Source organism: Natroniella acetigena, from assembly GCF_023227745.1.
Taxonomy (GTDB): domain Bacteria; phylum Bacillota; class Halanaerobiia; order Halobacteroidales; family Halobacteroidaceae; genus Natroniella; species Natroniella acetigena.
This window is the reverse complement of the sequence record NZ_JALKBX010000011.1, coordinates 27,809-54,160: the sequence shown is the minus strand read 5'-3', so window position 1 is coordinate 54,160 and position 26,352 is coordinate 27,809. Positions and strand designations below refer to the sequence as shown.

The window sequence follows — 26,352 nt, the reverse complement described above, 5'->3', positions numbered from 1 at the left end:
TTTAGTTATTGTAGATTGTCTTCACAATACTAGGCGATACTTTTCATATCGCAACAGATCACACCATAATTGTAATATTATTTCACTTTAAAGTTAAACATCTATAAATTCAAAAACTTTAATAACACACTTTTTTTAAGATTTTTAACTATACCCTATACTCTATTATCTGAACTTAAAAAAACCCCTCCCTAATAGTATCTTGAATACTATCAGGGACGAGGTTTCCCGCGGTTCCACCCTGCTTAATCCTTAACCACTAAGGATCCACTTTATAATGATTACTCCCAAACGCCTTCATTAACTTACTATACTAGACTCCCACCTACTCTAGCTCGCTTTTATAGCAGTGGCTAATTACTAATTTTGTTCATCATAATCTATAATATTCAAATTTGTCTTAAATATATCAAACTCTCTTCTATTTGTCAATAAGAATTAGTGACTAGTGAATTGATATAAAGTAGCACTTTGCCACTTTATATCAGTGTACAGTTTACTATTTACAGTTAACAATTAAAACCCCAAATTCAAAATCACTCTAATCCTATAGATATAAGTCTATTTAAAGCACTTAAGCTCTTAAGGTTATAACTGTAAACTGTACACTGTCAACTGTAAACTATATTACTTAATCTTCTTTTTTTACTCGCTCCACTTCAATTGTACATTCAGTAGCTAAAGCTGTTACTGAACCTAGTAACAATAATGATGGATAAATAACTGCTCCAATAACCCCTGCAGTAGCAGGAATATCTATTAATATTTTACCATTTTTCTTAACTTTTATACGGGTTATATTTCCTTCTTTGACTAATTCCTTAACTTTATTAATTACTTCTTGCCCACGCACCTGAAATTCCTCTTTATAATGATTGTAATTATAATTTTGATTCTTACTTTCTCCTTCTAGCTGAATTATAGCCTGCAAAACATCACCATTACTATCTCTTAACGCAGTAATCGCCTCTTCATAGCTGACCCCTGTCCTATCTCTAATTACATCTATTTTTTCCAAATCTTCCATAGCTATTCTCCTCCTTAACTTAACTCCTTCAAGCTCCGTAAAAAAGCTACTGTTTCTAACTTGCTATCGGTTAAGGTTTGAATATAATAAGGAATTATTATTAACAACTCTTGGTTGATCTGAGTCGTTATCCGCAATCTAAACAATTTTTTATAATCTAATTTCAGCAACTGTTCCATAAACTTTACTGTTCCTAAGCTTATATTTTTACTACTAAAATTAGAACAACTAGCACAGACTACTCCTCCAGCTGAGGCATCAAATTTAAGATCTTGAGTTAATTTATTACCACACTTAATACAATCTTCTAAATGGAGACGATAGCCTAATATTTTAAGCAATTTCAGTTCAAAGGTTTTGACTATCAAATCTGGATCATCAAACTGATCCAATAACCTCAAAGTCAATAATAACAGACTAAAAACCAACCGATTTTCTTCTCTATCCACTGTTAATTTGATAATTAACTCAACTATATAGGAAGCATAAGCCATTTTAATTAAATCATCACGTAAAACACGAAAATTTTCTTTGATATCACATTGACTCAACTTAGCTAAATCAGACTTTCCTTGATAAGCAATAATCTGATTATAGACAAAAGGCTGCATCCCCGCTGCTAAAGTGCTTTTTGTTTTTCTAACTCCATTAGCAACAACTTTAATCTTACCCTTCGTTTTACTAAATAATAGGACAATTTTATCTGCCTCTCCCAATTCATAATCTCTTAGCACAATAGCATCTGTAGTAAACAGTGACATAATTCTCAATCCTTTTACTCAATAGTTTATGCTAAACCAACTTATAATAAACAATAATTAATTAAAAATATTAGGGCGTATTATAATACGCCCTTCATTCAAAAATTAATATTCATAAATACAAAATTATGATTCAACTATTCCTCTTCTCCTGTCACAATTGCTATTCCATGATTAGTTCCCATGCGATTGGCCCCAGCATCTAACATGTTCAATGCATCATCAAAACTATTAATTTCCCCTACAGCCTTAACTCCTATCGAACGTCCTACCGTCTTTCTAACTAAGCTAACATCTTCCATAGTAGCTCCTTTAGAAGCAAAACCGGTTGAGACCTTAATAAAATCAGCCCCATTCTTTTTGACAATTTCAGAAACTTTTTTAATCTCATCTTGACTCAAATAACAAGGTTCAATAACTACTTTTGTAATAATATCTTTTGTAACCCCTGCAATTTTAGTTGCATCTACAACAGCCTTAGTCTCTCTTTTAACAAATTCCCACTTATGTGTTTTAATAGCCTCAATATTGAGTACTACATCGATTTCTTGAGCACCATTATTGACAGCATCTTTAGTTTCATAAGCTTTGGTCTCAGGAGTACTAGCACCAAATGGAAAACCAATCACTGTACAAACCTTAACAGAAGTATTCTTCAATAATTGAGCAGCCAAAGGTACAAAACAAGGATTAACACAGACTGAAGTAAATTCATATTCCTTAGCCTCATCGCATTTTTCTTTAACATCATAAACAGTTACTGTAGGTTCTAAAATTGTATGATCAATCATCTTAGCCATATCTTTAGGTTTAATCGCCACGATTACAACACCTCTACTTCTTTTAGTTATTTAAAACTAATCAAATATATTATTTAGCTTATACTAACAAGATCCCTTCTTTTACTTCTTATACCCTAACATTTTTAATGCATCATCTTCATCACGCCAATCTTTTTCCACCTTAACCCATAGATCTAAAAACACCTTAGTACTTAATAAATCTTCTATATCCTGTCGTGCTTGAGTACCAATTTTCTTTAACATCTTTCCATTTTTACCAATTATAATCCCCTTTTGTGAGCTTCGCTCAACATAAATGTTGACCCTAATCTCAATTAAGCCCTTATCTTCCCGTTCTACAAAATCAATAACCTCAATTGCCACAGAATGTGGTACCTCCTGATGAGTATGTTTAAGAATCTTCTCTCTAATCAATTCTGCAATAATAAACTGTTCAATCTGATCTGTTATCATATTATCTGGATAATACTGTGGCCCTTCAGAAAGAAAATCAATCATAAGCTCTACCAATTGTTCCAAATTTGTTTCTTGCTTAGCTGAAATACTCAATAAATCATCAGGTTCTAATAACCTTTCATATTCCTTTATCCTACGGGCCAAATCGGATTTTTTAATGGCATCTACTTTATTTAAAACTAATAAAATAGGACTATCAAACTTCTCTAATTCACTAGCTATCCTTTTATCTTCAGCATTTGGTGGATAATTAACATCAACTACAAATAAGACTAAATCAATTCCTTTAAGTACATTATATGCCGTTTTATTTAAATATTTTCCCATCTTATCTTGGGGAGTATGAATTCCTGGTGTATCAATGAAAATTAATTGAGCCCCATCTAATGTTAAAATACACTGAATTTTATTCCGTGTTGTTTGAGCCTTACGAGAAGTTATTGCTATCTTCTCTCCAATTAAACTATTAATCAAAGTTGATTTACCTACATTAGGTTGTCCAACAACTGCAATAAAACCTGATTTAAACCCCTCTTTTACTCCCAATTGCTCCATTATTACTCGTCCCCTTTTCTATTTCTATAAGTTAAATTTAACTTCTTATTGATATAAAGTGGCACTTTGCCACTTTATATCAGTGTACAGTTTACGGTTTACAGTTGACAGTTAAAACCATTAAAATCTTAAAATCAAAACCACTCTAAACCTATAATTTTAAGTCTTTTCATGGGTTTTAAGATCTTAATATTTTGATCTTAACTGTAAACTGTTCACTGTACACTGTCAACTCAATTATGTGTCACAAAGTGACACATAATTGTAATAAAGCTTCACTTCAAACTCCTATAATACCAAAAATCATCTTAAGTTAACGCGGATGTTACACTATTATAAATTTAAATTTAGTGTTCCCTCACTAAATTTAGATATTCAATAATTAAATCCACTAATAAATTACCAATTATATAAACAAGATTATTATAAATCAACCTCCAAAACCAATCTATCTTCCCCCGGCCCATACTCATTTTTGCGAAACTCTTTCTTTCTAAAACCAAATTTATTTTGATAAAAATAAATTGCTTGCTCATGATCAGGAGCTACTGTTAATCCCACTCTTTTAATACCATATTTTTCAACGTCGGTCAGTGAATAATCCAACAATTGACTACCAAAACCCCTATTACGATACTCATCTGCAATTACTAAACTATATAAATAAGCACTATCTGCTTTACTCATCTCTCGCATATAATATACCAAACCAGCAGGATTACTATTAACATAAATAATATAAACCAATCCATAATGAAGCATCTGGACTAGTCCCCAATAATTAAGGGCACCTTCACCAAAGGCATCTCGTTCAATTGCCACTACTTGTTTAAGTAATGCTTGATCAGTATGATCTGTTAACTGTTTAATCTCAACTACCACTATTAAAGCTCCTCCTTTTCAGATTCAGGTACTATTGTTCCTCCAGAAATAACCCACTTTAGTCCTTCTTCAATTGTCATATCTAGATAAGTTAGATCTTCATCAGCTACTAAAATTAACATTCCCGATGTAGGGTTAGGAGTAGTAGGTATAAAGACATTAACTACATTCTTATTTGATTTATTTTGCACTTCTCCTTTACCTTCATAAGTCAAAAAACCCAGCTGATAAACCCCTTCTTTTGGATATTCAACCAGGACAACCTTACGAAAATCAGTCTTCTTCTTTAATAATAAAGCATCTAAGATTTGTTGTGTAGTTAAATAAATATTTCTGACAATAGGTATTTTAGTTAATAATCTTTCCCCTACACTAATCATCTTCTTTCCTAACACATTCGTTGCTACTATACCTACTCCTAAAATAATCACAAAAGTAATTATAAAACCTAACCCATAAATTTCTCGTCCAATTATTAATCTGATTAAAGGACTAAAAATACCATCTACTAAATTTACTATTGTCAAAATAATATAAACAGTTGTCAACAATGGTAATAAAATAATCAATCCTGTAATCAGATAATTACGTATCTCCTTTAACATCTTCATCCTCCTGTATTTCTTCCAATACAACTTGATTAAGCCTTTTTAATCTTACTTCCGAAATTCTGCGTCTCACAATCTTTTGGACAATGATCTTTAAATTTTGATATTCAATCTCTTCTGCTTCATCAGGAACATAACCTAATTTACTTAAAATAAAGCCACTAATTGTTTCATAATCTTCTTCCGGTAAATCAATTTCTAACAGTTCATTAATTTCATCAATATCAACCCGACCATCAACTAAGATCTCATCTTCATCAATCTCTTTAATTAACTTTCTTTCTTTATCATACTCATCTTGAATATCTCCTACAATTTCTTCTAATAAATCCTCAATTGTAACTAAACCATCTGTTCCTCCATATTCATCCAGCACAATTGCCATATGTATCTTCTCTTTTCTCAATTCACTTAATAAACTATCAACTTCTTTAATAGCTGGAATATAATAAGCAGGTCTCATAATTTCTTTAATATCTGCTTTAAATCTTTCTTTTTTCAATAATAGTAATAAATCTTTAGCATACACAACCCCAACTATATTATCAATAGTTTCATTATAGACTGGAATTCTAGAAAAACCGTTATCTATAATTATATCTATTAACTTTTCTGAAGTATCATTGATTTCAATACAGACCATATCTATTCTAGGAACCATAATCTCTTTTACCAAAGTATCATCAAATTCAAAGATACTATTAATCATCTTCTTTTCATCACTTTCAATAGTACCTTCCCTCTCCCCAACAGCTAAAAACTTCCTAATTTTATCTTCGTTCACAAATGAATTCTTGTCTACTGAATCATCCTTATTTCTTCTCATCATAAAATTAGTCAAGATAGTCAATGGTTTAATTAAAGGGGCCAACAGATAATAACAAACCTGAATATATCTAGCCACCTTCATTGAAAATAATGTTGCTTCCTTATTAGCAAAAGATTTAGGAGTAATCTCTCCAAAGATCAAAACAAACAAGGTAACTGCTCCAATTGCAATTCCTACTCCTTTATCTCCAAAAGCCTCTGTCGCCAATGCTGTCGCGATGGAAGAAGCAGCTATATTAACTAAATTATTTCCTATTAAAATTGTAATCAATAATTTATCTGGTCTATTTAATAATTCATCTACAATTTTAGCCTGCGAGTCACCTTCCTGCCTTAAATGCCTAATCTCAACTTTATTAACTGACATTAAAGCAGTTTCGGCTCCAGAGAAAAAAGCAGATAAAATTAATAATATAAATAATAAAACTAGCTCAATTGCTCCCATACACCTACGCCTCCTAATACTTCATACTGTTTGTGGAATGCTACAATAATTGAAAAATCAAAATTGCTACTATTAAACCAATAATTGCTCCACAAACAACTTCCCAGAAACTATGAATTTGACCTTCTATCCTACTTTGAGCTACTAACAAACCTAATAAAAGTGCCAAAGTAGCTACTAAAGCATCATTAGCTAATATAGAAATAATTATCACTAAACAGAAAGCAACTGCACTATGACCACTAGGCATCCCACCTTGTAATGGTGTCCCTTTATTAAATTTTGATTTAACTACTATAGTTATTAATAATACTAATACTAAAGCTATAAAGGTCAAATGAATTGGCGTCTGATGTATTCGATATAATAGATTCAATGTTAATGGTTTAAACCCCTTAAAGAAAATTATATATCCTACTATCAAAGCGTTTATAGCCGTTACCAATACAGCTCCTGCCGCAATATCCTTAATTAATTTTACCTTAGAATTAAATTCTTGGCAAACCAGATCACTTAATTCTTCAATAGCTGTATTTATCATCTCAGCAAAAATTACTAATGTTATCGTTAAAAAGAGGATCAATACTTCTACTTTAGCTAAATTAAATAAGACCCCACAGATTAAGACTAAGATTGCAAACATAAAATGAACTTTCATATTCAATTCATCTTTTAAAACTCTAATTATACCTGTTGCAGCATAATTAAAGCTATTAATCAAACTTTGAATAAATTTCATTACTCCCTAGTTAATCCTAGCTCAGCTAGAATTGCTTCCTCCTTTTTACGCATGCTCTCTTTCTCATCAGGCTGATAATGATCATGACCTAACAGATGCAGCATTCCATGAACTACTAAAAAACCAACTTCTCGTTGCACTGCATGATTATATTCTGTAGCTTGCTGGGCTGCTCTCTCTAAAGATATAATAACATCCCCCAATAATAATTCATCTTCTTGGGGAAACGATAAAACATCAGTAGCTTCATTTTTATCACGATAACGATGATTTAATTCTTTAATATATTTGTTATCCACTAGAGCAATACTAACCTCTTTATCTTGCTCACAATCTTCTAATAACACCTTTTTTACTATCTTTCTGATCAGGCTTTCTAATTTCTGATCTACTTCTAACTTATCCTGTAAATTATTAATCAGTATCTCCATTAGAAATCTCTTCCTCCTTTAAGTGTTGAGCAATATCATCAGGATATTCAACTCGACTATGAAAAACCCCTTGTAATATATTCACAAAAGAATTTGCTACCTTATCTAAATCTTTTAAAGTCAAATCACATTCATCTAATTGCCCACTATTTAATTTGTTTTTGATCAACTCTCTTACTAACCCTTCTAACTTCCCAGGATTATTCTGTACTGAAACATTTGATCTAACAGCTGCCTCTACTACATCTGCTAGCATAATTAATGCTGCTTCTTTAATCTGCGGTTTAGGGCCTTCATATCTAAAATCATCCTTATCCACATTTTTATATTTTTCATCATAAGCTGCTTCTTGGTAAAAGAAAGATACAAGACTGGTTCCATGGTGTTGAGTAATGATATCTATTACTACTTTAGGTAATTTATGTTCTTTAGCTAATTCAATCCCATCTTTAATATGTGAAGTAATAATTAAAGTACTCAAATTAGGTGATAATTTATCGTGAGGATTCTTATCACCAATTTGATTTTCAGTAAAGAAATAAGAACGTTTAATCTTACCAATATCATGATAATAAGCACCTACCCTGGTCAATAATGGATCAGCATTTACTAGATCAGCAGCTGATTCAGCTAAATTACCGACTATAATACTATGATGATAGGTTCCTGGTGCTTCTACTAATAATCTCTTCAATAATTGATGGTTAGGATTGGATAATTCTAACAACTTAACCGGTGAAGTAACCCCAAAAATATTTTCAACATACGGTAACAAACCATTAGTTACAATTGCTACTAATACACCATTTAAAATACCTAAAGGAACTATCTTTAAAAATCTAATCACTTCTAAAGAACTTTTAGTTAACAAAAAAGCAAAAATAGTAAAAGCACTAGTAGCACTAACAATAAAACCAGCTCTTACTAAGTCAGATCGTTGGCTCACTTTAGAAACACTATAAATTCCTGTTAAACCACTGATCATTGCTACCGCTACATCAATAATCCCTTCACCACTAACTATTGCCACTAAAAAAGATAATCCAATCGTAAAGATTACAGCTAACCTAGTATTGATTAAGATAGTAATAATAATCGAAGCAACAGCTACCGGAACAATGAAAGAAGGATATTCAATTGGTAAATAATTGGCTATCTTCGCTAATAACAAAATAATTATTGGTAACAATCCTAATAAAGCCATAACCCCTTCATCTTTTAGAACTTCAGCTTGGTACTGATAAATATAAAAAGTCACAATCAAAAAAAAGATTAATATAATTAACGTATACCCCACCAGACTAAAATAATTTAACCTATGATCTCTCAGCCCTAATGCTTCTAAAAGTTTGATATCTTCTTCGGTTACTACTTTACCATGCCGAATAATAACTTCACCTTTATGAACAATATGTTTAATCGGTTCAACCTTCTGACGGGCCAATTCTCTTCTTTGTTCAGTCTCTTCTTGATTAAAAATAAGATTAGGGCGAATAACTTGGCTACTAATTTGAGCAACTATTTCATTATATATAGTATCTTGCTCTAAATCGACCTCTTCTTGCTTTATTTCTTCTTTAACCTCTGCTAAAGAATCATCTCTAATCCCTCGATTTAGATAACTATTTACTAAGGCTAAAGCATCAACTCTTAGTTGGACCAACTTTTCCTCACTCAACTGTAATAAATATTTCAAATCTGAAAAAGATAAATCTATAGTAGTTTCTTCTGTTACAACTTCAACCTTTGACTCTAATTTTTTTTCTTCTAACCCTCTAATTTCTTCTATTAATTTAAAAAACTCTCTTATTTCAACCTCTATCTCAGTTCCTACTCTTATATCTTCTTCATATACTTTTGATACAGCCTCTGCAGCCTCTTGTCTTCTTTCTTCTGTCTCCTCTTGGTCGATATATTCTACAGTTCTAGGTGCTATAATATCTCTTTTACTAACTTGTCCTAGATCTACTCCCACTCTAGTTGGCAAAAAATTAATAATTACTATTGTTGCTAAGGCAACAAAAATAATTAACCCCCAACTCGATCTCTGAAATGTTTTGTTCTTATAAAAATCAATCTCATCTAATCTACTCAATAACTCCTTAAAAAATGCCATTATATTCACTCCTAAAAGCCTTACTCACTTTCATCATAAGCTTTAACAATCTCTCTAACTAGCTTGTGTCTAACAATATCTTGATTACTTAAATAAACAAAGCTAATGCCATTTATTTGCTGTAATATACTCTCAGCATGGGCCAACCCTGAGCCTTTTCTCGTTGGTAGATCAACTTGAGTAATATCTCCAGTAATTACTGCTTTAGAATTAGAACCCAATCTAGTTAACAGCATCTTCATCTGTTCTTTAGTAGTATTTTGTGCTTCATCAAGAATTACAAATGAACTTTTTAGAGTTCTTCCCCTCATATAAGCTAGTGGTGCAATTTCGATAACTTCCCTCTCCAATAATTTATTTACTTTTTCAACTCCTAAAATATCATATAATGAATCATATAACGGACGTAAATATGGATCAACCTTTTCTTGTAAATCACCTGGTAAAAACCCTAAATTTTCTCCGGCTTCAATTGCAGGACGAGTTAAAATAATTCTTTTCACTTGATTACTCATCAATGCATTAGTAGCCATTGCTACTGCTAAGTAGGTCTTTCCTGTACCTGCAGGACCAATTCCAAATACAATATCATCTTGGCGTAAAGCATCTAAGTACATCTTTTGACCTAAGGTCTTAGGTCTAATCTTCTTTCCAGAATTGGTAACTTGAACCACGTCAGAATAGACCTCATCCAAGGAAAACTTTCCTTCCTTAGCTACTTCAATCGCATATCCAACCTCTTTTTTAGTCAAATTATTTTCCCGTTGAGCTATCTTTTCTAACTCCTTAAATAATTTAGCTACTTTATTTATAACCTTTTCTTTACCCATGATCTTAATCAAAGTTCCTCTAGCAATAATCTCAATAGAAAAACTATCTTCAATTAACTTTAAATTTTGATCTTGTTTGCCAAATATAACTTGTGCTGAATGATTACTATTCAATTCAACTTCTTTAGTCAACTTCAATTAACTCTTCCCTCCTAGTCCCGATATCTTCTTCTACTTCTATTAAAGCTTTAATCCTGATTAAATTTTCTTGCTCTAATTTGATTAATTTCAATTCACTATTTAATATCTTAGCCTCTTGATTTATTTTCTCTAACACGTCATCTATTGCTCTTTCTTTAGCTATCTTCTTAGCAATCTCAACATCCTTAGTTGCTCTAAATTCTTTAAGCTCAATATATCTTCTTCTAATTAATTCGATAGGTAAATCAATATTCCTCCATTTCGGAAGAGATTTTACCTCTTCTTCAACCGCAAATTGACTATAGGGAGGTTCTTTTGGCCCAGTAATAATAACTTCTTTATTTTCAAATTTAATAATATTACTAAACTTACTATTAGCAGTAGCTTGTAAAAATGTATTATCTAACTTGGCTTCAGCATAACCTTCATACCATACATGTGCTTTAACAAGACCCTCTGCCCTAACTTCCTTGGTCTCTATCACAATCTTTTCTTCATTATCTTCAGCTTCTTCTAACTTCTCATCTCCTTCATCTTTTTCACTCTTCACTACTACTTCCTTACTAATTAATAAATCTCCTGCTTTAACTGTCATTCCTTCCTCAACAACAGGAGTTCCTTGCAATACAATCAACTCATTAATAACCCCAGACTTGTCAGCAACTACATCACTTGGAATAATATCCATATCTATCAACTCTTTTTCTGCCAGTTCAACTACTAACTTAGTACCTTGAAAATAAGCATTACTCCAAGCAAATTGTGATTTTTTCTGCAAAATTAAATCTTCTAACTGCTCCAAATCAATACTCGATTTTAACACCCCAGGACGGATTTTAAACTCAGTTAATAATTCTCTAACCTCTTCTTGGTTTTCTGCAGTTACTCCTTCAATCTCAATAAAAAAAACAAAAGAAGATAGAAGATGAATAATTACTACTAAAATAATAACCCCCACTACTAACATCCGTCTATTAATTAATCTATTTATTAAAAAAGGAGTTCCCTTTTTTTGCTGGATTTTAACTCTACAGCTTGAATTTCTAACATATTTTCTAATTTTTTTAAAATCTTTTAGTTTAATATTTACATAAATAATATCCTCTATACGAACAACATTCCACAATTCTATATCATTTCTAACTAAATAGTTAAGAAACTTTTCTAAATCTTTTCCTTGAATCTCCAATCTAACATACCCTTTAATTAAATCATAGAGCCGTCTCAAGATATCTTCCTCCTTAATCTAACTCAAAACTCAAATCATTTATCTCTCCATTAATTATAAGATCATCCTTCTGCAACTCTTCAATTATTAATCCTTTACCTGCAACCAACAATAGACCATGATAAATCCTAATCTTAATCAATTCGGGGGTATAGTAAATAATTCCTCTATGATTTTCAATTAATAACTCCAAATTGCCTACCAATACCAGCCTAGGAAAATTCAAAATAACATCTTTAGGAAGGTTAAACATTTCTGTGAGTTTAGTTTTGGTTTTTTCTTTCCTTCCCATATAAATTCCTCCTCGATTTACTTTATAAATATATGTAAAGAGGTGATTATTAATTACTGAATTCAATGTACAGTTTACAATATCCAATTTACAATTAAAAATCTTTAAAAGATTTAAACAAAAAAAGACCCGTTATGCCAAACAGCATAACAGATCCTTTTCTTCGCTATTCTATCCTAGACGCTCCCGTACTAATTTGTTGATTACATTTCCATCAGCTTTCCCTTTTACTTGAGGCATAATCGCTCCCATTACTTGGCCCATATCACTCATATCTTGAGCACCAACCTCAGCAATCACTTCATCTATCAACTCTTCTAACTCTTCTTCAGTCAACTGTTCAGGAAGATATTCTTGCAAAATATCAATCTCTCGCTTAATCTCTTCTACCCTTTCTTCCTGTTCAGCTTTTTCATACTCAACTAATGATTCTTTATTCTGTTTAACCAATTTAGCTAATACTTCAACTATCTCTTGGTCAGTCAATTCTTTGCGTTGATTAATCTCTTGATCTTTAATTGCTGCTCGGGCCATTCTGATTACAGACAATCTCTGCTTATCTTTATCTTTCATAGCAGATTTCATCTCTTCTACTAACCTTTCATGTAATGACATTTTAATTTCCTCCTAGTCAACTTGATTTTATCCTGGAGGCCATTGCAAATTACGCCCTCCTAATAGATGATAGTGAATATGATAAACTGTCTGTCCACCAGCTTCCTTACAATTAGAAACTATTCGAAATCCATCTTCTGCAATTCCTTCTTGTTGAGCAAGCTGAGCAGCTACTTGATAAATATGACCTACTAATTCTTTGTCCCCTTCTTGCAAATCCAATAAAGTAGGAATATGTTTTTTAGGTATAATTAAAAAATGGACTGGAGCTTGTGGCTCAATATCCTTGAAAGCAATTACTTCTTCATCCTCATAAACAATCTCACTATCCATTTCTCCAGCAATCATCTGACAAAAAATACAATCTTCCATCCTTCTACCTCCTTTCCAGTTTTTAATATTGTTATTCTAAACTACCAATCAATCTTCCTTCTTTTTCCTTCAACTTTACTTCAACTAATTGACCAGCTAAGTCATCTGTTCCATCAACAAAAACCCGTAAGTAATTATCAGTCAACCCTGTCAATAGTCCAGTCTTATAATCAGGACTCTCTTCTAATAAAACTTTTAATCTCTGATCAATAAATTGTTGTTGATAATTAAGGGCCAACTCTGCTGTCAATCCCCTCAACTTCTTGCTCCGTTTCTTCTTGACTTTAGAATGAACCTGCTCTTCAAAGCTGGCAGCAGGAGTACCTTCCCGCTTAGAGTACTTAAAGATATGAGCATCACTAAATTTAAGTTTTTTCATCAATTGATAGGTTTCTTCAAAGTCAGCTTCACTCTCTCCTGGAAATCCTACAATGACATCTGTTGTAATTGCAATCTCTGGTACCTGAGCTCTTATTCTAGCAACCATTTCCTTAAAATCAGTCACCTGATAAGGACGATTCATAGCTGTTAATATCTTATCAGAACCACTTTGTAACGGTAAATGAAGATGACGGCATAATTTATCCGCTTCAGCAATTAACTGAATCAACTCTTGGCTAACCTCAGTTCCTTCAATTGAACTGAGTCGAATCCGTTCCAGACCAGTTATCGGTAGTAGTTCTTTAATTAACTTGACCAAATCTAAATTCTCTTTATCAGCTCCGTATTCTCCTAAATGAATTCCTGTCAAGACAACTTCTTTAAAACCATGCTTAGCTAGCCGCTCAACTTCAGCCATTACATCTTCTAATTCTCTACTCCGTAATGAACCCCTAGCATAAGGAATAATACAATAAGAACAGAACTGATTACAACCTTCTTGAATCTTAATTGTCGCTCTAGTTCGTTCAGTAAAGTTTTGAATTGGAGCCTCTTCAAAATCTTCTCCCTCATTCATCTCTTGGACAAAGTTAAGTTGATCCTTCGAATTAATAGCTTGTTCAACAAACTCTAAAATCTTACTCCGACCTTTAGTACCTACTACTAAATCGACCTCTGCTATCTCCAATACTTGCTCAGGATCTACCTGAGGATAACAACCAACAACTGCAACTAAAGCATCAGGATTTCTACGCTTAGCTCGCCGAGTTATCTTACGTGATTTACTCGCTCCTTGCTTAGTTACAGTACATGTATTAATTATGTAAATAGCGGCCTGTTGCTCAAAATCAACAATCTGATAACCTGCTTCCTCAAACTGAGCAATCATCGCCTCGGTATCATAGCGATTGACCTTACATCCTAATGTATAAAAAGCAACCCGCTTCATAAAATACCTCCAATCAGTTACAATCAATTAACAATTTACAATGTACAGTGTACAATTAAGACCCTAAAATGCAAATTCAACTTCTATAAAAGCTAAATTCAACTTTTTTACCTAACCCTTTCGATTTTTAAATTATTAAAGTAGTTGACCTTATTTTTGATCTTTAATTGTAAATTATAAATTGTAAACTGTAAATTATAACTTATCCCAAATCTCCAGTTTGATATAATAACATTGATAAAGTAGCCAATCCTGCAGTTTCAGTCCTTAAGATACGTGACCCCAAACTGACAGACTTAATCCCTGCTTCTTTGGCCCGTTCTACCTCTTGTTTACTAAAACCACCTTCCGGGCCAATTACAATCATTACTTGCTCCACTTTATTATTGCCTACAATAACCTCTTTTAAACTTGCTTCTTCTTCTTCCCACGGTATTAGAGCAAGATCATATTCAACAGCTAAAGAAAGCATCTCTTCAAAATCAGTCAACTCTTTAACTTCTGGAATCTTAGCTCTACCAGATTGCTTAGCTGCTTCCTTAGCTATCTTCTGCCATCTTTTTTGCCGCCGCTTAGCTTTACTGGGCTTTAATTTAACGATACTTCGCTCTGTCTCGACAGGTATAATCTGCTCAATACCTAGCTCAGTCGTCTTTTGAGCAATCAAATCCATCTTTTTACTCTTGGGTAAACCTTGAACCAAAGTCACTTTAGTAGCAGGCTCTACATCAGCTACAAAATCTTGTTGTACCTTTCCTTTCACAAATTGTTCTGTCAATTCAGTTAACTCTACTATATATTTCTTCCCTGCCCCATCAGCAACACTTATCTTATCTCCGGAATCTAACCTTAAAGAACGAGTAATATGCCTAACATCCTGTCCAGTAATGGTCACTTGTCCATCAGTCATAGCACTAGGTTCTACAAAAAAATGATGCATTTTATCCTCTCCCGCGTATTACAGTGTACAGTTTACAGTTGACGGTTGACAGTTAAAGCCCTTAAAATTATAAGATCAAAACCACTCTAAAACCTTAGATATAAAGCATTTCAGAAGTCTTTGTCTTTAATGTTTTGAATTTTAACTGTAAACTGTACCTACGGGTCTTTATCAAGACCCTTCGTGAAAATCACAAAAACCGTATCCACCGTAAACTGTCAACTCAATATGTGGCACAAAAGTGCCACATTATTATAATAAACTTTTAATTTTTACCAGTTACTAGTTACTAATAACTAGTACTCCCAACAACCGTTACCCATTCATTCTTCTGCACTACTTGCTCAACTTTAAATTGATACTCTGCTAATCTTTCCTTGATTTCATCTAGTTTCTCTTCAACAATTCCAGACAAAATAAACTTTCCGCTGGACTTGAGTACCTGTTTTAAATCAGGAATCAAATCTAAGATTATATGAGGTAAAATATTACAAATTACCAAATCATAACTTCGATCCACGACTTTAACTAAATCACCTTCTAAAAACTCTATCTCATCTGCTACTTGATTCAACTCAGCATTTTCTTGAGCAGCTGTAATAGCTACTGGGGAAATATCAATTCCCACAGTAACATTAGCTTCTAACTTAGCAGCAGCAATAGCTAAAATCCCCGTTCCTGTTCCAACATCTAAACAACTCGCTCCAGTTTTAAGATGTTTTTCAATCATTTCTAAACAGGAAGTAGTCGTCTCATGTTGGCCCGTTCCAAAAGCCTGCCCAGGATCAACCTCAATTATGATCTCATCTGTACTGGCTTGATAGTCCTCCCAAGTTGGTTTAATTACAATCTGATCAGTCACCTTAAATGGCTTAAAGTTTTCTTTCCAGTTATTAGCCCAATCCTCTTCCTGCAATTCACTTACCCTTAGTTTACCACTACCAACATCTAAATCATACTCTTTTAAATTAGCAATCTTGGTTTTTAATTCAGCAAGCTGTTCGGTAGAAAAAGAGTCATCCTTACAATAAGCCTTAACCAAAATTTCATCTTCATCCTCTTGAGATAACACTTCCTTAAAGATGCTTTCAATCCCAAATTCATCTAACAGATTAATAATCGCTGCAAATGCTTGATAAGTCGTGCTGATCTCTAATTCTTTCCATTCCATCTTAATTACCTCACTTTACATGCCAAAAGCATCTTTAATTTTTTGCAAAAACCCCTTCTGTTCAGGATTTATCTCTTCCCCACTCATATCAGCAAATTTTTGCAATAATTCTTTCTGATCTCGATCTAACTGTTCAGGAATTACAACCTTAACTTTAATATGCTGATCTCCACGCCCTCTTCTATTTAAATGAGGGACTCCTTTACCTTTTAACCTAAAAGAAGTTTCAGGTTGGGTTCCTTCAGGAATTTCAAACTTAACCCGACCATCTAAAGTTGGAACTTTAATTTCATCTCCCAAAGTAGCTTGCACAAAGCTAATAGGAACTTCACAGATTATCTCATCACCTTTTCTTTCAAAGATTTTATGAGGTTTGACATTAATTACAATATATAAATCACCATTAGGTCCACCATTCTTACCTGACTCACCTTCTCCTGACATTCTCAGTCGAGAACCATCATTAACACCAGCCGGAATATTAACTGTTACTTTTCTTCGTTTCTTTACTTCACCTTGCCCATTACAATCAGAACATGGATTATTGATAAACTTCCCAGTTCCATTACAACGATCACAAGTACTTGTCTGAACCATCTGACCAAATGGAGTATTCTGCTTAAACTTAATTTCACCTGTCCCATTACACTTAGCACAACTTTCTACATCTTCACTACTTTGAGCTCCAGAACCATTACAACTAGAACACTCTTCTGTCCGAGGAATAGTTATCTCTTTTTCTGCTCCAAAAACAGCTTCTTCAAATTCAACAGTCAGATTATATTTCAAATCTGCTCCTTTGCGAGGAGCATTTTTACGACTACGTCCTCTACCGCCCCCAAAAAACATATCAAAGATATCATCAAAACCACCAAATCCACCTTGACCACTGAAGCCTCCTTGACCAAACCCTCCATCTTGATCTACACCTGCATGACCAAATTGATCATATCGAGCTCTCTTTTCTTTATCACTTAAAACTTCATATGCTTCTGCAACCTCTTTAAACTTTTCTTCAGCATTAGGATGATCACTTACATCTGGATGATATTTTTTAGCTAATTTCCGATATGCCTTCTTAATCTCTTTCTTATCAGCATTGCGATCGACACCCAATAGTTCATAGTAATCTTTCTTAGCCATTTCACTCACCGCCCTTCAAATAGTCAGTACTCTCAGCTAAATCTAAGCTTGCTATTACAATACTTCGCAAATAACTGAGTTTCTTCGCACCCTCGTCTTAGTGTACAATTTACAATTTACAATTTACAATTGAGTTCAAAATCATAAAAACACAAACACTTAAACCATCAATAGTTGCAAAGCATCCTACGACTAAATATTTTGTCTTACAATATTCTCTTTTAGCTGAGAGTATTCATAATTGGTCATAAAAACAGAGTCAAAGCCAAAATTTTTGGCTTTGACTCTACTCTACTACTTCTAAACTAATTTGCATTAGTTTTATTCTTGATCATCAACCTCTTCATAATCAACATCTACTACATCATCGCCATCATCCTGTTGTTGAGTTCCAGTAGTTTCTGCTCCTTGCTGAGCTTGCTCTGCTTGTTGATACATTTGAGTTGTTAACTCATGTAGCTTTTGACTTAATGCTTCTTGCTTTTCTTTAATCTGCTCAACATTAATTTCCTCCGGATCAATATCATGTAGATTAACATCCTCTAATACATCTTCCAATGCCTCCTTAGCCGTTTCAATCTCACCTACTACAGATTGATCGACTTGTTCACCAGCTTCTTCTAACGTCTTTTCAACCTGATGTACTAAGCTATCTGCACTGGTCACTGTTTCAACAGCTTCCTTCTTCTTCTGATCTTCCTCTGCATGCTCTTCTGCTTCTTTAACCATCTCTTCAATTTCTTCATCTGATAATCCTGTCTCAGATTTGATTGTAATATCCTGTTCATTTCCTGTTCCTTTATCTGTAGCAGAAACATGAACAATACCATTGTCATCTATCTTGAAGGCTACCTCAATTTGAGGTACTCCCCGTGGTGCAGGTGGAATATCTGTCAATTGGAATCTGCCAAGCGTTTTATTATCTTTGGCCATCTCTCTTTCTCCCTGTAAGACATGAATATCAACCGTTGTTTGATTATCAGCAGCAGTAGAGAAGATCTTACTCTTTTCAGTTGGGATTGTAGTATTACGAGCAATTAACTTAGTGAATACTCCTCCCATTGTTTCAATTCCTAAAGATAATGGAGTCACATCTAATAAGACTATATCATCAACTTCATCATTTAAAACTCCACCTTGAATAGCAGCACCCATCGCTACACATTCATCTGGATTAATTCCTTTATTAGGAACTTTACCGATCTTATTTTTAACTGCTTCTTGTACTGCTGGAACTCGAGTAGAACCACCAACTAATAAGACTTGGTCAATTTCAGACTTAGACAAGCCTGCATCGTTTAATGAACGCTGAGTTGCTTTTATTGTCTGGTCAATCAACCCCGAGATCATCTTTTCAAACTCCGATCTTGTAATATCTATATCTAAGTGCTTTGGTCCTTCTTCAGTCTGAGTAATATATGGTAAGTTGACATTTGTTGTCGCTACACCAGATAATTCTATCTTAGCTTTTTCTGCTGCATCCTTTAGACGTTGTAAAGACATCTCATCTTTCCTTAGATCAATTCCATGTTTCTTTTCAAACTCTTGAGCAAGATAATTAATAATCTTTTCGTCAAAATCATCTCCACCAAGTTTATTATCACCATGAGTAGCAACTACTTCAAATACGCCACCACCAAGTTCTAAAATAGAAACATCAAAAGTACCTCCACCAAGATCATAAACCAAAACTGTTTGATCTTTATCATCATCTAAACCATAAGCTAAAGAAGCTGCAGTCGGCTCATTAATAATTCGTGCTACTTCTAATCCTGCAATTTTTCCAGCATCCTTAGTAGCTTGTCGCTGAGCATCACTAAAGTAAGCAGGAACCGTAATTACAGCTTTCTCGACCTTTTCCCCTAAGTAATCTTCAGCATAACTTTTTAAATCCTGCAGAATCATAGCAGAAACTTCTTGCGGAGTTCGATCCTTACCATCTAATTCTACTGTATAATCTTCTCCCATATGCCTTTTAATAGATTGTACTGTTTGCTCAGGATTAGTAATTGCCTGCCGTTTAGCAGGTTCTCCAACCAATCTCTCACCTTTTTTAGAATAACCTACAACTGAAGGAGTCGTTCTTGCCCCTTGTTTATTAGGAATAACCTTTGGTTCTCCACCTTCTATAACTGCAACACAAGAGTTAGTTGTTCCTAAATCAATACCAATTATTTTTCCCATTTTCCATCATCCTCCTTATACTAACATCATATTATATATTTTTATCAATCTCTTGACACCTCAATTAACTTACAATTATTTAACCAAGGTTATATCTTGCTATATGTAATTGCTTTATTTTCATTTATTCTACTACTCTAACCCACCTAGGGTAAAAATCCACCCTAGTTGTGTTGGTTGTAATTTGATTACTATTATTAATATTCCTAGACCAAGCAATTGCATTATTTTTACTTTATTCTGCTACTCTAACCATTGCTGGTCTAAGTAACGCTCCTTTAAATAAGTAACCTTTCTGCATTTCATCTACAACTATTCCAGAATCATATTCTTCGCTCTCTACCCTACCCACCGCTTCGTGGTAATTAGGATCAAACTCTTCTCCGATTGCTTCAATCTCTTCAATATCATTAGTAGTTAGCACTTTAAGAAGTTGCTTATAGATCATTTCTACTCCCTGCAATACATCAGAAGAATCATCACTATTCTTAGAGCTTACTAAAGCGCGCTCAAAATTATCAATTACAGGTAACAAGTCTAAGATAAGCTCTTTGTTAGCGTTGCTGACTATCTTCTCTTGTTCCTTAGTCATTCTCTTTTTATAATTAGAAAAATCAGCCTTCAACCTTTTGACTCGTTTTAAATATTTTTCTTTTTCCTCCTTAGCAGAGGTTACCTCTTCTTCCAATTCTTTAATTTCTTCTTCTAAACTCTTAATTACATCTTTAGAGTCTACTTCCTCTTCAGCAGTTTCATCCTCTACTCCATCCTCTACTCCATCCTCCTCAACTTGCTCCTGCTGAAGTTCTTCCTTCTTTTCTTGCTCTCCCATCACTATCACCTACTTCCTCATTATTGATTTGTTAAAATATTACTCAAGATTTCAGCCACATACTTAACAGAACCTACTACTCTAGAATATTCCATCCTAGTTGGCCCTAACACTCCTATCTTTCCAATTGGTCTATTATTTAAATGATAAGTAGCAATTACCATACTACAATCTTTAATTTCCTCAAAATTATTTTCACTTCCTATTAGTATTTTAAGCTCTGAACTTCCTTCATAATTTGCTAAGACATCACGTAATAACTTCTTTTGTTCCAAAATCTCTAATACAGTACGCAACTTTTTAATATCACTAAATTCAGGCTGATCTAATATATAGGCAGTGCCTCCCAAATATATTTTCCCAGATGTAGAAAAATTATTCTCAAATATCTCCTTGTTCAGTAATTTTAATTTTTCAGCTACATCAAACCTACTAACAAGCTGCTTATTAATCTCCTCTAATAATTGATCATCAATCTGATGTAAAGATAAACCATACAACCTTTCATTTAAAAAACGTGATATCTTCTCTAACTCTTCTGGAGCAATGGCTACAGGAATGCCTATAACTTTATTTCTAATCACTCCTGTATCTGTAACTAATACTATTAGAATTTTCTTACTTGCAATCGGAATTAATTGCAAGTGACGAAAGATACTCTTTTTAATTTGAGGACTTAATACTAATGATGTATACTCTGTTAAATCGGACAACATCTGTGATGTATGTTGAATCAATTCTTGAATCCCATCTTTTCTAGATGAATATTTTTCCTCAATTAATTTCATTTTCTGCTTGGAAACCTTCTTTAAATTCATCAAAGCATCAACATAAAATCTGTATCCTTTATCCGATGGTACTCTCCCAGCAGAGCGATGGGGCTGCTCTAAATAACCTGCTTCTTCTAAGTCAGCCATTTCATTTCTGATTGTCGCCGAACTGACTCCAAAATCATACTTACGGGCCAATGTTCGAGAACCTATTGGCTCAGCTGTAGTCACATATTCATTAATGATGACCTTTAAAATCTTCTTTTTCCTCTCCGTCATCTCCAGCACAACCATCACCCCCTTTTGTATTAGCACTCGAAGCTATCGAGTGCTAATAGTATGTTATAATTAAAATATCATTTCCTTGATCATTTGTCAAACAGAATAATTTTTGATTACTTTAAGTTAGCTAGATTTTACTCCTAGAATCAGTACTATACTCCTATAGATAAAACCTATAATTAACTCAAAATAAAATTGGCTAATACCTGATTAGCTAACAAGAGACCTTGCTCAGTCAATGACATTCTATCAGCTTTAAATTTAATCAAACCTTGTACTAATAAATCATCAAGCTCTTTCTGATATAAATCAAAAACAGAAGTTTGATATTTTTCCTTAAATTCAATTAATGATATTCCTTCCTTCAACCTCAAACCTAAGATCATAGTCTCTTCTATCTTTTCTAACCGACTCAACTTCTGATGATCAGCCCATGGCAATTGATCTTCTTCAAGCTGTTGGCAATACTGCTCAATCTCTGCTAGATTATAACCACGCCCCCATCCATCACAAAAATGTGCTCCTGGGCCAAGAGCCAAATAAGGCTCATTCTTCCAGTAGATCTGATTGTGAACAGATTCTGCTCCTTGTCGGGCAAAATTAGAGATCTCATACTGTTGATATCCTTCTTCTGCTAATAATTGTAACGTCTTTTGATACATCGCTAAATCCAATTCTTGTTCACAATAATCTATCTTTCCTTGCTGTAATTGCTGAGCAAAGACTGTTCCCTCTTCAATCTTTAAATTATAAGTAGCTAAATGTTCAGGACCAAGCTGACAAGCTTGAACTAAGGTCTTCTCCCAATCTGTTAGAGATTGGTCAGGCAGAGCAAACATTAAATCAAAGTTAAGATTAGAAAATCCTATCTCTCGTGCTAAATTAAAGGCTGCAATTACTTCTTGAACCGTATGCCTTCTACCCAACTTTTTCAACAACTGATCATCAAAAGACTGCACCCCAAAACTCAACCTATTAACTCCACCTTTTTTCAATAATTTTAGTTTCTGAGCAGTTACTGTTTCAGGGTTAGCCTCAACAGTAATCTCAATTTCAGATTGACAGTCAAATTCTTGCTCACATTGATTTAAGATTCTAACTAACTGCTTCCCAGATAAAATACTGGGCGTCCCACCACCAATAAATATACTCCTGATTACAGGAGTATATTTATTGGCTATTAATTTTATTTCTTGCTGTAAAGCTTGTAAAAATTGTTCCACTAAACTTTCTTTAAATTTAACTGAATTAAAATCACAATAATAACATTTAAAACTACAAAAAGGTATATGAATATACAGAGCAAATTTGTTCATTACATAGACTCCTTAATCTATCTCTAGCACTGACATAAATGCTTCTTGTGGAATGTCAACACTACCGACCTGTTTCATTCTCTTCTTACCCTCTTTTTGCTTTTTAAGCAACTTCTTCTTTCGCGAAACATCTCCCCCATAACATTTTTGAAGTACGTCCTTACGCTTGGCCCTGATTGTCTGACGAGCAATAATATCATTACCAATAGCAGCCTGTACCGGTACCTTAAACATCTGCTCAGGAATATTCTCCTTTAACTTCTTAGTCAACTCACGTCCAATTTCATAAGCAAAGTCACGATGAACTATACAAGATAGAGCATCAACTGATTCCTTATTAACCAAAATATTTAATTTAACCAAATCTGCCTCTTGATAACCCTTAAATTCATAATCAAAAGTAGCATAACCTCTAGTATTAGACTTTAATTTATCAAAGAAATCAAGGACAATTTCACTTAGAGGAAGATCATAAGTTAATTTTACTCTAACCTGATCTAGATACTCCATATTCTTGAATTGTCCCCGTTTATCTTGGGCCAACTCCATTGCTGCTCCAACATACTCTTCTGGCAATAAGAGCTGAGCCTCCACAATCGGTTCCTCAATCTTTTCAATCTGATGCTTGTCAGGCATATTGGCTGGATTTTCAACTTTCAAAACTTCCCCATTCTCGTGATGTACCTTATAAATTACACTTGGAGCAGTAGTCACTAAATCTAGATCATATTCCCGCTCCAATCTCTCTTGGATAATCTCCATATGCAGTAGTCCTAAAAATCCAGTCCGATAACCAAAACCTAAAGCCTCAGAAGTCTCTGCTTCAAAAGTCAAAGAGGCATCATTAAGCTGTAACTTCTCTAAAGCATCCCGTAATAGATCATAGTCTTTCCCATCTACTGGATACAAACCACAAAAGACCATCGGCTTAGCAGGCTGATAACCTGGCAAAGGTTTTGCAGTAGGATTATTAGCATCAGTAATAGTATCTCCAACTTGAGCATTCTTGACATCCTTAATACTTGCTGCTACATACCCTACCTCTCCTGTTGATAATTGCTCTGCCTTCTTCATTTGAGGACTGAAAGTACCTACTTCACCAACCTCAAAAACTGTATCAGTAGCCATCATCTTAATCTCCATGCCTGGTTTAATCACTCCATCAACCACTCTATAATAAGAAATAACTCCTCGATAAGGATCATATAAAGAATCAAAGATCAATGCTTTTAATGGCTCGTCCTCTTCTCCAGAAGGTAGAGGTACTCTATCAACAACTGCTTCTAATACATCTTTAATACCTATTCCTTCAATAGCACTGGTTAGAATTGCTTCATCAGGATCAATTCCAATATCAATCAACTCTTCCTTAACCTTATCTGGATTAGCATTAGGCAGATCGATCTTATTAATGACAGGGATTAATTCCAAATCATTCTCTAACGCCATGTAAATATTGGCTAAAGTTTGAGCTTCAATCCCTTGGGCAGCATCTATAACTAATAAAGCTCCCTCACAAGCAGCTAAACTTCTAGATACTTCATACGAAAAGTCAACATGTCCAGGAGTATCTATTAAATTTAAAATATATTCCTCTCCATCATCAGCTTGATAGCTCATCCTCACTGCTTGTGCCTTAATAGTAATCCCTCGTTCCCTTTCTAAATCCATCGTATCTAATAACTGTTCTTCCATCTCCCGTTCCGATATAGTTCCTGTAAACTCCAATAATCTATCCGCTAAAGTAGATTTTCCATGATCAATATGTGCAATAATCGAAAAATTTCTGACATTCTCTTGGTTAACTGTACCCATCCTGACCCTCCTTATTTTCTAATCTCCAAACCCCTATAATAGCAAAAATCATCTTAAGTTAACGGGAATGAATTCATTATATAATTATAACACTCCACTTATTATTAATCAAGATAGCAAATTTTGTCCTAAATCCCTTATTCAATCATCTTGGCAATTACATCTGCAAATAAATCAATTGATCTTTTCGCTTCCCCAAGGGTATTTTGGGTTCCTCCTACCTCCAATAATAAAGCATGTGGATGGATATGTTGATTGTATCTACGATTATCGATCAACTTAACTTCCCTTAATAAGCCAGGATACTTCTTTTCCATCTGCTGGGCCAACCGTTTAGCAAAGTCAAAGTTTTTTTGCCACTCAGGATGAGAAAGACCATAATTATCATTGGTTACAACAATCATAATCTTAGCTACTTTCTCTCCATCAATTGTAGTTGTTGTTAAATCTTTAGTAGCATTAGGAATGGCATCACGATGAATATCAAATAACATCTTTAATTCAGGATTATCTTCTACCATCTCCTCTCCTGTTTCTAAAGCTCTGATATATGATCTAGCATAGGTTCGATCATGAACCTCAGTTGAATGGGCAACAGGAATATCATAATTATTCTCCAACACTTCAGTTAAACGCTTCCCTACTACTACAACATCCCCTCTTTCACCTGGTTGGGCCCGAAAATCATTGGCCGGTTCTTCATAATTTTCTGCTGTATGAGTATGATAAATTCCTACAACTGAAGTAGTAAATTCTTGTTCTTTATCAAAAGCAATATCTTCTTCTCTTTCATCTTCTAGCTCCTTTAAATATTCTAATAAATTTTGTGCTTTTGGCTCCTTATCTTGTGCTATTGGATCTTGATTGGAAAGTTTTATTTCAACTCGCTCATTCTGATGGCTACTTTCTGCTTCTAGCTTCTCTTGTTCATTATCTATCTCTGCTAAATTAGATGAGCTGACCTCTCTGTTCTCTTCTTGCTCCTCTCCTTTACTAAAAAAAGAAGGAGGCAACCCTACCATAAAATTAAAAGCAAGATCAGTTTTAGATACTGTACCTTCTTCTAAAACTAGATTTGAACTGACTCTAACGATTGGAAAACCTTTCTTTAAAACAAGCTTTGAATGCAAATCATCTAAATATACTAAATCAACCAAATAAGAGACTAAATTACTCTCCTTTAAAAAATCTTCTAATGGTATCCTCTTAACTGAAAAATTATATTTATTAATTATTAGTGTTCCAAAAATTAATAATAAAATAGCATAGAGTATAAGTATACTAATTAAAAAATTAGAACGATTCTTGAACATAAATACCACTTCCTATTTTGAATCATCACTAAAATAAAGTTGCTTTCTAGCAACTTTCAATCATCTAAAACATCTAGTAATAATTTCTTTAACTATAAAAAATTTATGTGCTTTAGAATAAATTTAT

25 protein-coding genes and 1 other annotated feature are annotated in these 26,352 nt (G+C 33.6%); all 25 genes read right to left on the bottom strand.

What is annotated here, in order from left to right; all coding sequences use genetic code 11:
* Positions 1-211: 211 nt before the first annotated feature.
* Positions 212-383 (bottom strand) — a binding site (T-box leader).
* A gap of 248 nt (positions 384-631) precedes the next feature.
* The gene (locus MWH25_RS04400; RefSeq protein ID WP_428832794.1) at positions 632-1,033 is read right to left on the bottom strand and encodes a DUF4342 domain-containing protein; all 402 of its coding nucleotides are present in this window, start codon (positions 1,031-1,033) and stop codon (positions 632-634) included.
* Positions 1,034-1,041: 8 nt separating this feature from the next.
* Positions 1,042-1,788 (bottom strand): DNA repair protein RecO, encoded by a 747-nt coding sequence (gene recO, locus MWH25_RS04395; RefSeq protein ID WP_248626265.1) that lies wholly within the window; start codon positions 1,786-1,788, stop codon positions 1,042-1,044.
* A gap of 137 nt (positions 1,789-1,925) precedes the next feature.
* Positions 1,926-2,609 (bottom strand): deoxyribose-phosphate aldolase, encoded by a 684-nt coding sequence (gene deoC, locus MWH25_RS04390; RefSeq protein WP_248626263.1) that lies wholly within the window; start codon positions 2,607-2,609, stop codon positions 1,926-1,928.
* An 81-nt stretch (positions 2,610-2,690) separates the two neighbouring features.
* Positions 2,691-3,602: a GTPase Era gene (era, locus tag MWH25_RS04385; protein WP_248626261.1), complete on the bottom strand. Its 912-nt coding sequence runs from the start codon at positions 3,600-3,602 to the stop codon at positions 2,691-2,693.
* A gap of 423 nt (positions 3,603-4,025) precedes the next feature.
* On the bottom strand, positions 4,026-4,484 hold the full coding sequence (locus MWH25_RS04380) for a GNAT family N-acetyltransferase (protein ID WP_248626259.1): 459 nt from the start codon (positions 4,482-4,484) through the stop codon (positions 4,026-4,028).
* A gap of 2 nt (positions 4,485-4,486) precedes the next feature.
* Positions 4,487-5,089, bottom strand: coding sequence for a DUF502 domain-containing protein (locus MWH25_RS04375; RefSeq protein WP_248626257.1), 603 nt, complete (start codon positions 5,087-5,089; stop codon positions 4,487-4,489).
* Positions 5,070-6,365 (bottom strand): hemolysin family protein, encoded by a 1,296-nt coding sequence (locus MWH25_RS04370; protein WP_248626255.1) that lies wholly within the window; start codon positions 6,363-6,365, stop codon positions 5,070-5,072. Before MWH25_RS04370 ends, MWH25_RS04375 begins: the two co-directional genes overlap by 20 nt.
* A 40-nt stretch (positions 6,366-6,405) precedes the next feature.
* Positions 6,406-7,104 (bottom strand): diacylglycerol kinase, encoded by a 699-nt coding sequence (locus MWH25_RS04365; protein WP_248626253.1) that lies wholly within the window; start codon positions 7,102-7,104, stop codon positions 6,406-6,408.
* Positions 7,104-7,535 (bottom strand): rRNA maturation RNase YbeY, encoded by a 432-nt coding sequence (gene ybeY / locus MWH25_RS04360; protein WP_248626251.1) that lies wholly within the window; start codon positions 7,533-7,535, stop codon positions 7,104-7,106. The genes MWH25_RS04365 and ybeY overlap by 1 nt, the downstream gene beginning before the upstream one ends.
* A complete protein-coding gene (locus tag MWH25_RS04355) occupies positions 7,519-9,651 on the bottom strand; it encodes an HD family phosphohydrolase (protein ID WP_248626249.1) in 2,133 nt (710 codons plus the stop codon). The genes ybeY and MWH25_RS04355 overlap by 17 nt, the downstream gene beginning before the upstream one ends.
* A gap of 20 nt (positions 9,652-9,671) precedes the next feature.
* Entirely contained in the window at positions 9,672-10,619 is a 948-nt protein-coding gene (locus MWH25_RS04350) for a PhoH family protein (protein ID WP_248626247.1), read from the bottom strand.
* Entirely contained in the window at positions 10,606-11,850 is a 1,245-nt protein-coding gene (yqfD, locus tag MWH25_RS04345; protein WP_248626245.1) for a sporulation protein YqfD, read from the bottom strand. Before yqfD ends, MWH25_RS04350 begins: the two co-directional genes overlap by 14 nt.
* A gap of 13 nt (positions 11,851-11,863) precedes the next feature.
* Entirely contained in the window at positions 11,864-12,142 is a 279-nt protein-coding gene (gene yqfC, locus MWH25_RS04340) for a sporulation protein YqfC (RefSeq protein WP_248626243.1), read from the bottom strand.
* A 171-nt stretch (positions 12,143-12,313) separates the two neighbouring features.
* Complete coding sequence (locus MWH25_RS04335) at positions 12,314-12,757, bottom strand: GatB/YqeY domain-containing protein (protein WP_248626241.1); 444 nt, start codon at positions 12,755-12,757, stop codon at positions 12,314-12,316.
* A gap of 27 nt (positions 12,758-12,784) precedes the next feature.
* A complete protein-coding gene (locus MWH25_RS04330) occupies positions 12,785-13,129 on the bottom strand; it encodes a histidine triad nucleotide-binding protein (RefSeq protein WP_248626239.1) in 345 nt (114 codons plus the stop codon).
* A gap of 31 nt (positions 13,130-13,160) precedes the next feature.
* On the bottom strand, positions 13,161-14,459 hold the full coding sequence (mtaB, locus tag MWH25_RS04325) for a tRNA (N(6)-L-threonylcarbamoyladenosine(37)-C(2))-methylthiotransferase MtaB (protein ID WP_248626237.1): 1,299 nt from the start codon (positions 14,457-14,459) through the stop codon (positions 13,161-13,163).
* A gap of 202 nt (positions 14,460-14,661) precedes the next feature.
* Positions 14,662-15,399, bottom strand: a complete 738-nt coding sequence (locus tag MWH25_RS04320; RefSeq protein WP_248626235.1) for a 16S rRNA (uracil(1498)-N(3))-methyltransferase — start codon at positions 15,397-15,399, stop codon at positions 14,662-14,664.
* Between the two features lie 289 nt (positions 15,400-15,688).
* Positions 15,689-16,570 (bottom strand): 50S ribosomal protein L11 methyltransferase, encoded by an 882-nt coding sequence (gene prmA / locus MWH25_RS04315; protein ID WP_248626233.1) that lies wholly within the window; start codon positions 16,568-16,570, stop codon positions 15,689-15,691.
* Between the two features lie 15 nt (positions 16,571-16,585).
* A complete protein-coding gene (gene dnaJ / locus MWH25_RS04310; protein ID WP_248626231.1) occupies positions 16,586-17,713 on the bottom strand; it encodes a molecular chaperone DnaJ in 1,128 nt (375 codons plus the stop codon).
* 321 nt (positions 17,714-18,034) lie between these two features.
* Positions 18,035-19,897, bottom strand: a complete 1,863-nt coding sequence (gene dnaK, locus MWH25_RS04305; RefSeq protein ID WP_248626229.1) for a molecular chaperone DnaK — start codon at positions 19,895-19,897, stop codon at positions 18,035-18,037.
* A gap of 235 nt (positions 19,898-20,132) precedes the next feature.
* Positions 20,133-20,729 carry a nucleotide exchange factor GrpE gene (gene grpE / locus MWH25_RS04300; protein WP_248626271.1) on the bottom strand — a complete coding sequence of 199 codons (597 nt, stop codon included), beginning with the start codon at positions 20,727-20,729 and terminating at the stop codon, positions 20,133-20,135.
* A 20-nt stretch (positions 20,730-20,749) separates the two neighbouring features.
* Complete coding sequence (hrcA, locus tag MWH25_RS04295; protein WP_248626269.1) at positions 20,750-21,778, bottom strand: heat-inducible transcriptional repressor HrcA; 1,029 nt, start codon at positions 21,776-21,778, stop codon at positions 20,750-20,752.
* A gap of 182 nt (positions 21,779-21,960) precedes the next feature.
* A complete protein-coding gene (gene hemW, locus MWH25_RS04290; protein WP_248626227.1) occupies positions 21,961-23,097 on the bottom strand; it encodes a radical SAM family heme chaperone HemW in 1,137 nt (378 codons plus the stop codon).
* 12 nt (positions 23,098-23,109) lie between these two features.
* Positions 23,110-24,912, bottom strand: a complete 1,803-nt coding sequence (gene lepA / locus MWH25_RS04285) for a translation elongation factor 4 (RefSeq protein WP_248626225.1) — start codon at positions 24,910-24,912, stop codon at positions 23,110-23,112.
* A 137-nt stretch (positions 24,913-25,049) separates the two neighbouring features.
* Positions 25,050-26,225 carry a stage II sporulation protein P gene (spoIIP, locus tag MWH25_RS04280; RefSeq protein ID WP_248626223.1) on the bottom strand — a complete coding sequence of 392 codons (1,176 nt, stop codon included), beginning with the start codon at positions 26,223-26,225 and terminating at the stop codon, positions 25,050-25,052.
* Between the last annotated feature and the right edge of the window lie 127 nt (positions 26,226-26,352).

Excerpts from the sequence above, each read along its gene's own strand:
- hemW (WP_248626227.1), bottom strand. The coding sequence starts at position 23,097 with ATGAACAAATTTGCTCTGTATATTCATATACCTTTTTGTAGTTTTAAA.
- MWH25_RS04355 (WP_248626249.1), bottom strand. The coding sequence starts at position 9,651 with ATGGCATTTTTTAAGGAGTTATTGAGTAGATTAGATGAGATTGATTTT.
- spoIIP (WP_248626223.1), bottom strand. The coding sequence starts at position 26,225 with ATGTTCAAGAATCGTTCTAATTTTTTAATTAGTATACTTATACTCTAT.
- MWH25_RS04375 (WP_248626257.1), bottom strand. The coding sequence starts at position 5,089 with ATGTTAAAGGAGATACGTAATTATCTGATTACAGGATTGATTATTTTA.
- prmA (WP_248626233.1), bottom strand. The coding sequence starts at position 16,570 with ATGGAATGGAAAGAATTAGAGATCAGCACGACTTATCAAGCATTTGCA.
- grpE (WP_248626271.1), bottom strand. The coding sequence starts at position 20,729 with ATGGGAGAGCAAGAAAAGAAGGAAGAACTTCAGCAGGAGCAAGTTGAG.
- MWH25_RS04365 (WP_248626253.1), bottom strand. The coding sequence starts at position 7,104 with ATGAAATTTATTCAAAGTTTGATTAATAGCTTTAATTATGCTGCAACA.
- MWH25_RS04330 (WP_248626239.1), bottom strand. The coding sequence starts at position 13,129 with ATGGAAGATTGTATTTTTTGTCAGATGATTGCTGGAGAAATGGATAGT.
- ybeY (WP_248626251.1), bottom strand. The coding sequence starts at position 7,535 with ATGGAGATACTGATTAATAATTTACAGGATAAGTTAGAAGTAGATCAG.
- era (WP_248626261.1), bottom strand. The coding sequence starts at position 3,602 with ATGGAGCAATTGGGAGTAAAAGAGGGGTTTAAATCAGGTTTTATTGCA.
- recO (WP_248626265.1), bottom strand. The coding sequence starts at position 1,788 with ATGTCACTGTTTACTACAGATGCTATTGTGCTAAGAGATTATGAATTG.
- hrcA (WP_248626269.1), bottom strand. The coding sequence starts at position 21,778 with ATGACGGAGAGGAAAAAGAAGATTTTAAAGGTCATCATTAATGAATAT.
- MWH25_RS04370 (WP_248626255.1), bottom strand. The coding sequence starts at position 6,365 with ATGGGAGCAATTGAGCTAGTTTTATTATTTATATTATTAATTTTATCT.
- dnaK (WP_248626229.1), bottom strand. The coding sequence starts at position 19,897 with ATGGGAAAAATAATTGGTATTGATTTAGGAACAACTAACTCTTGTGTT.
- dnaJ (WP_248626231.1), bottom strand. The coding sequence starts at position 17,713 with ATGGCTAAGAAAGATTACTATGAACTATTGGGTGTCGATCGCAATGCT.
- MWH25_RS04320 (WP_248626235.1), bottom strand. The coding sequence starts at position 15,399 with ATGCATCATTTTTTTGTAGAACCTAGTGCTATGACTGATGGACAAGTG.
- yqfC (WP_248626243.1), bottom strand. The coding sequence starts at position 12,142 with ATGGGAAGGAAAGAAAAAACCAAAACTAAACTCACAGAAATGTTTAAC.
- MWH25_RS04335 (WP_248626241.1), bottom strand. The coding sequence starts at position 12,757 with ATGTCATTACATGAAAGGTTAGTAGAAGAGATGAAATCTGCTATGAAA.
- mtaB (WP_248626237.1), bottom strand. The coding sequence starts at position 14,459 with ATGAAGCGGGTTGCTTTTTATACATTAGGATGTAAGGTCAATCGCTAT.
- lepA (WP_248626225.1), bottom strand. The coding sequence starts at position 24,912 with ATGGGTACAGTTAACCAAGAGAATGTCAGAAATTTTTCGATTATTGCA.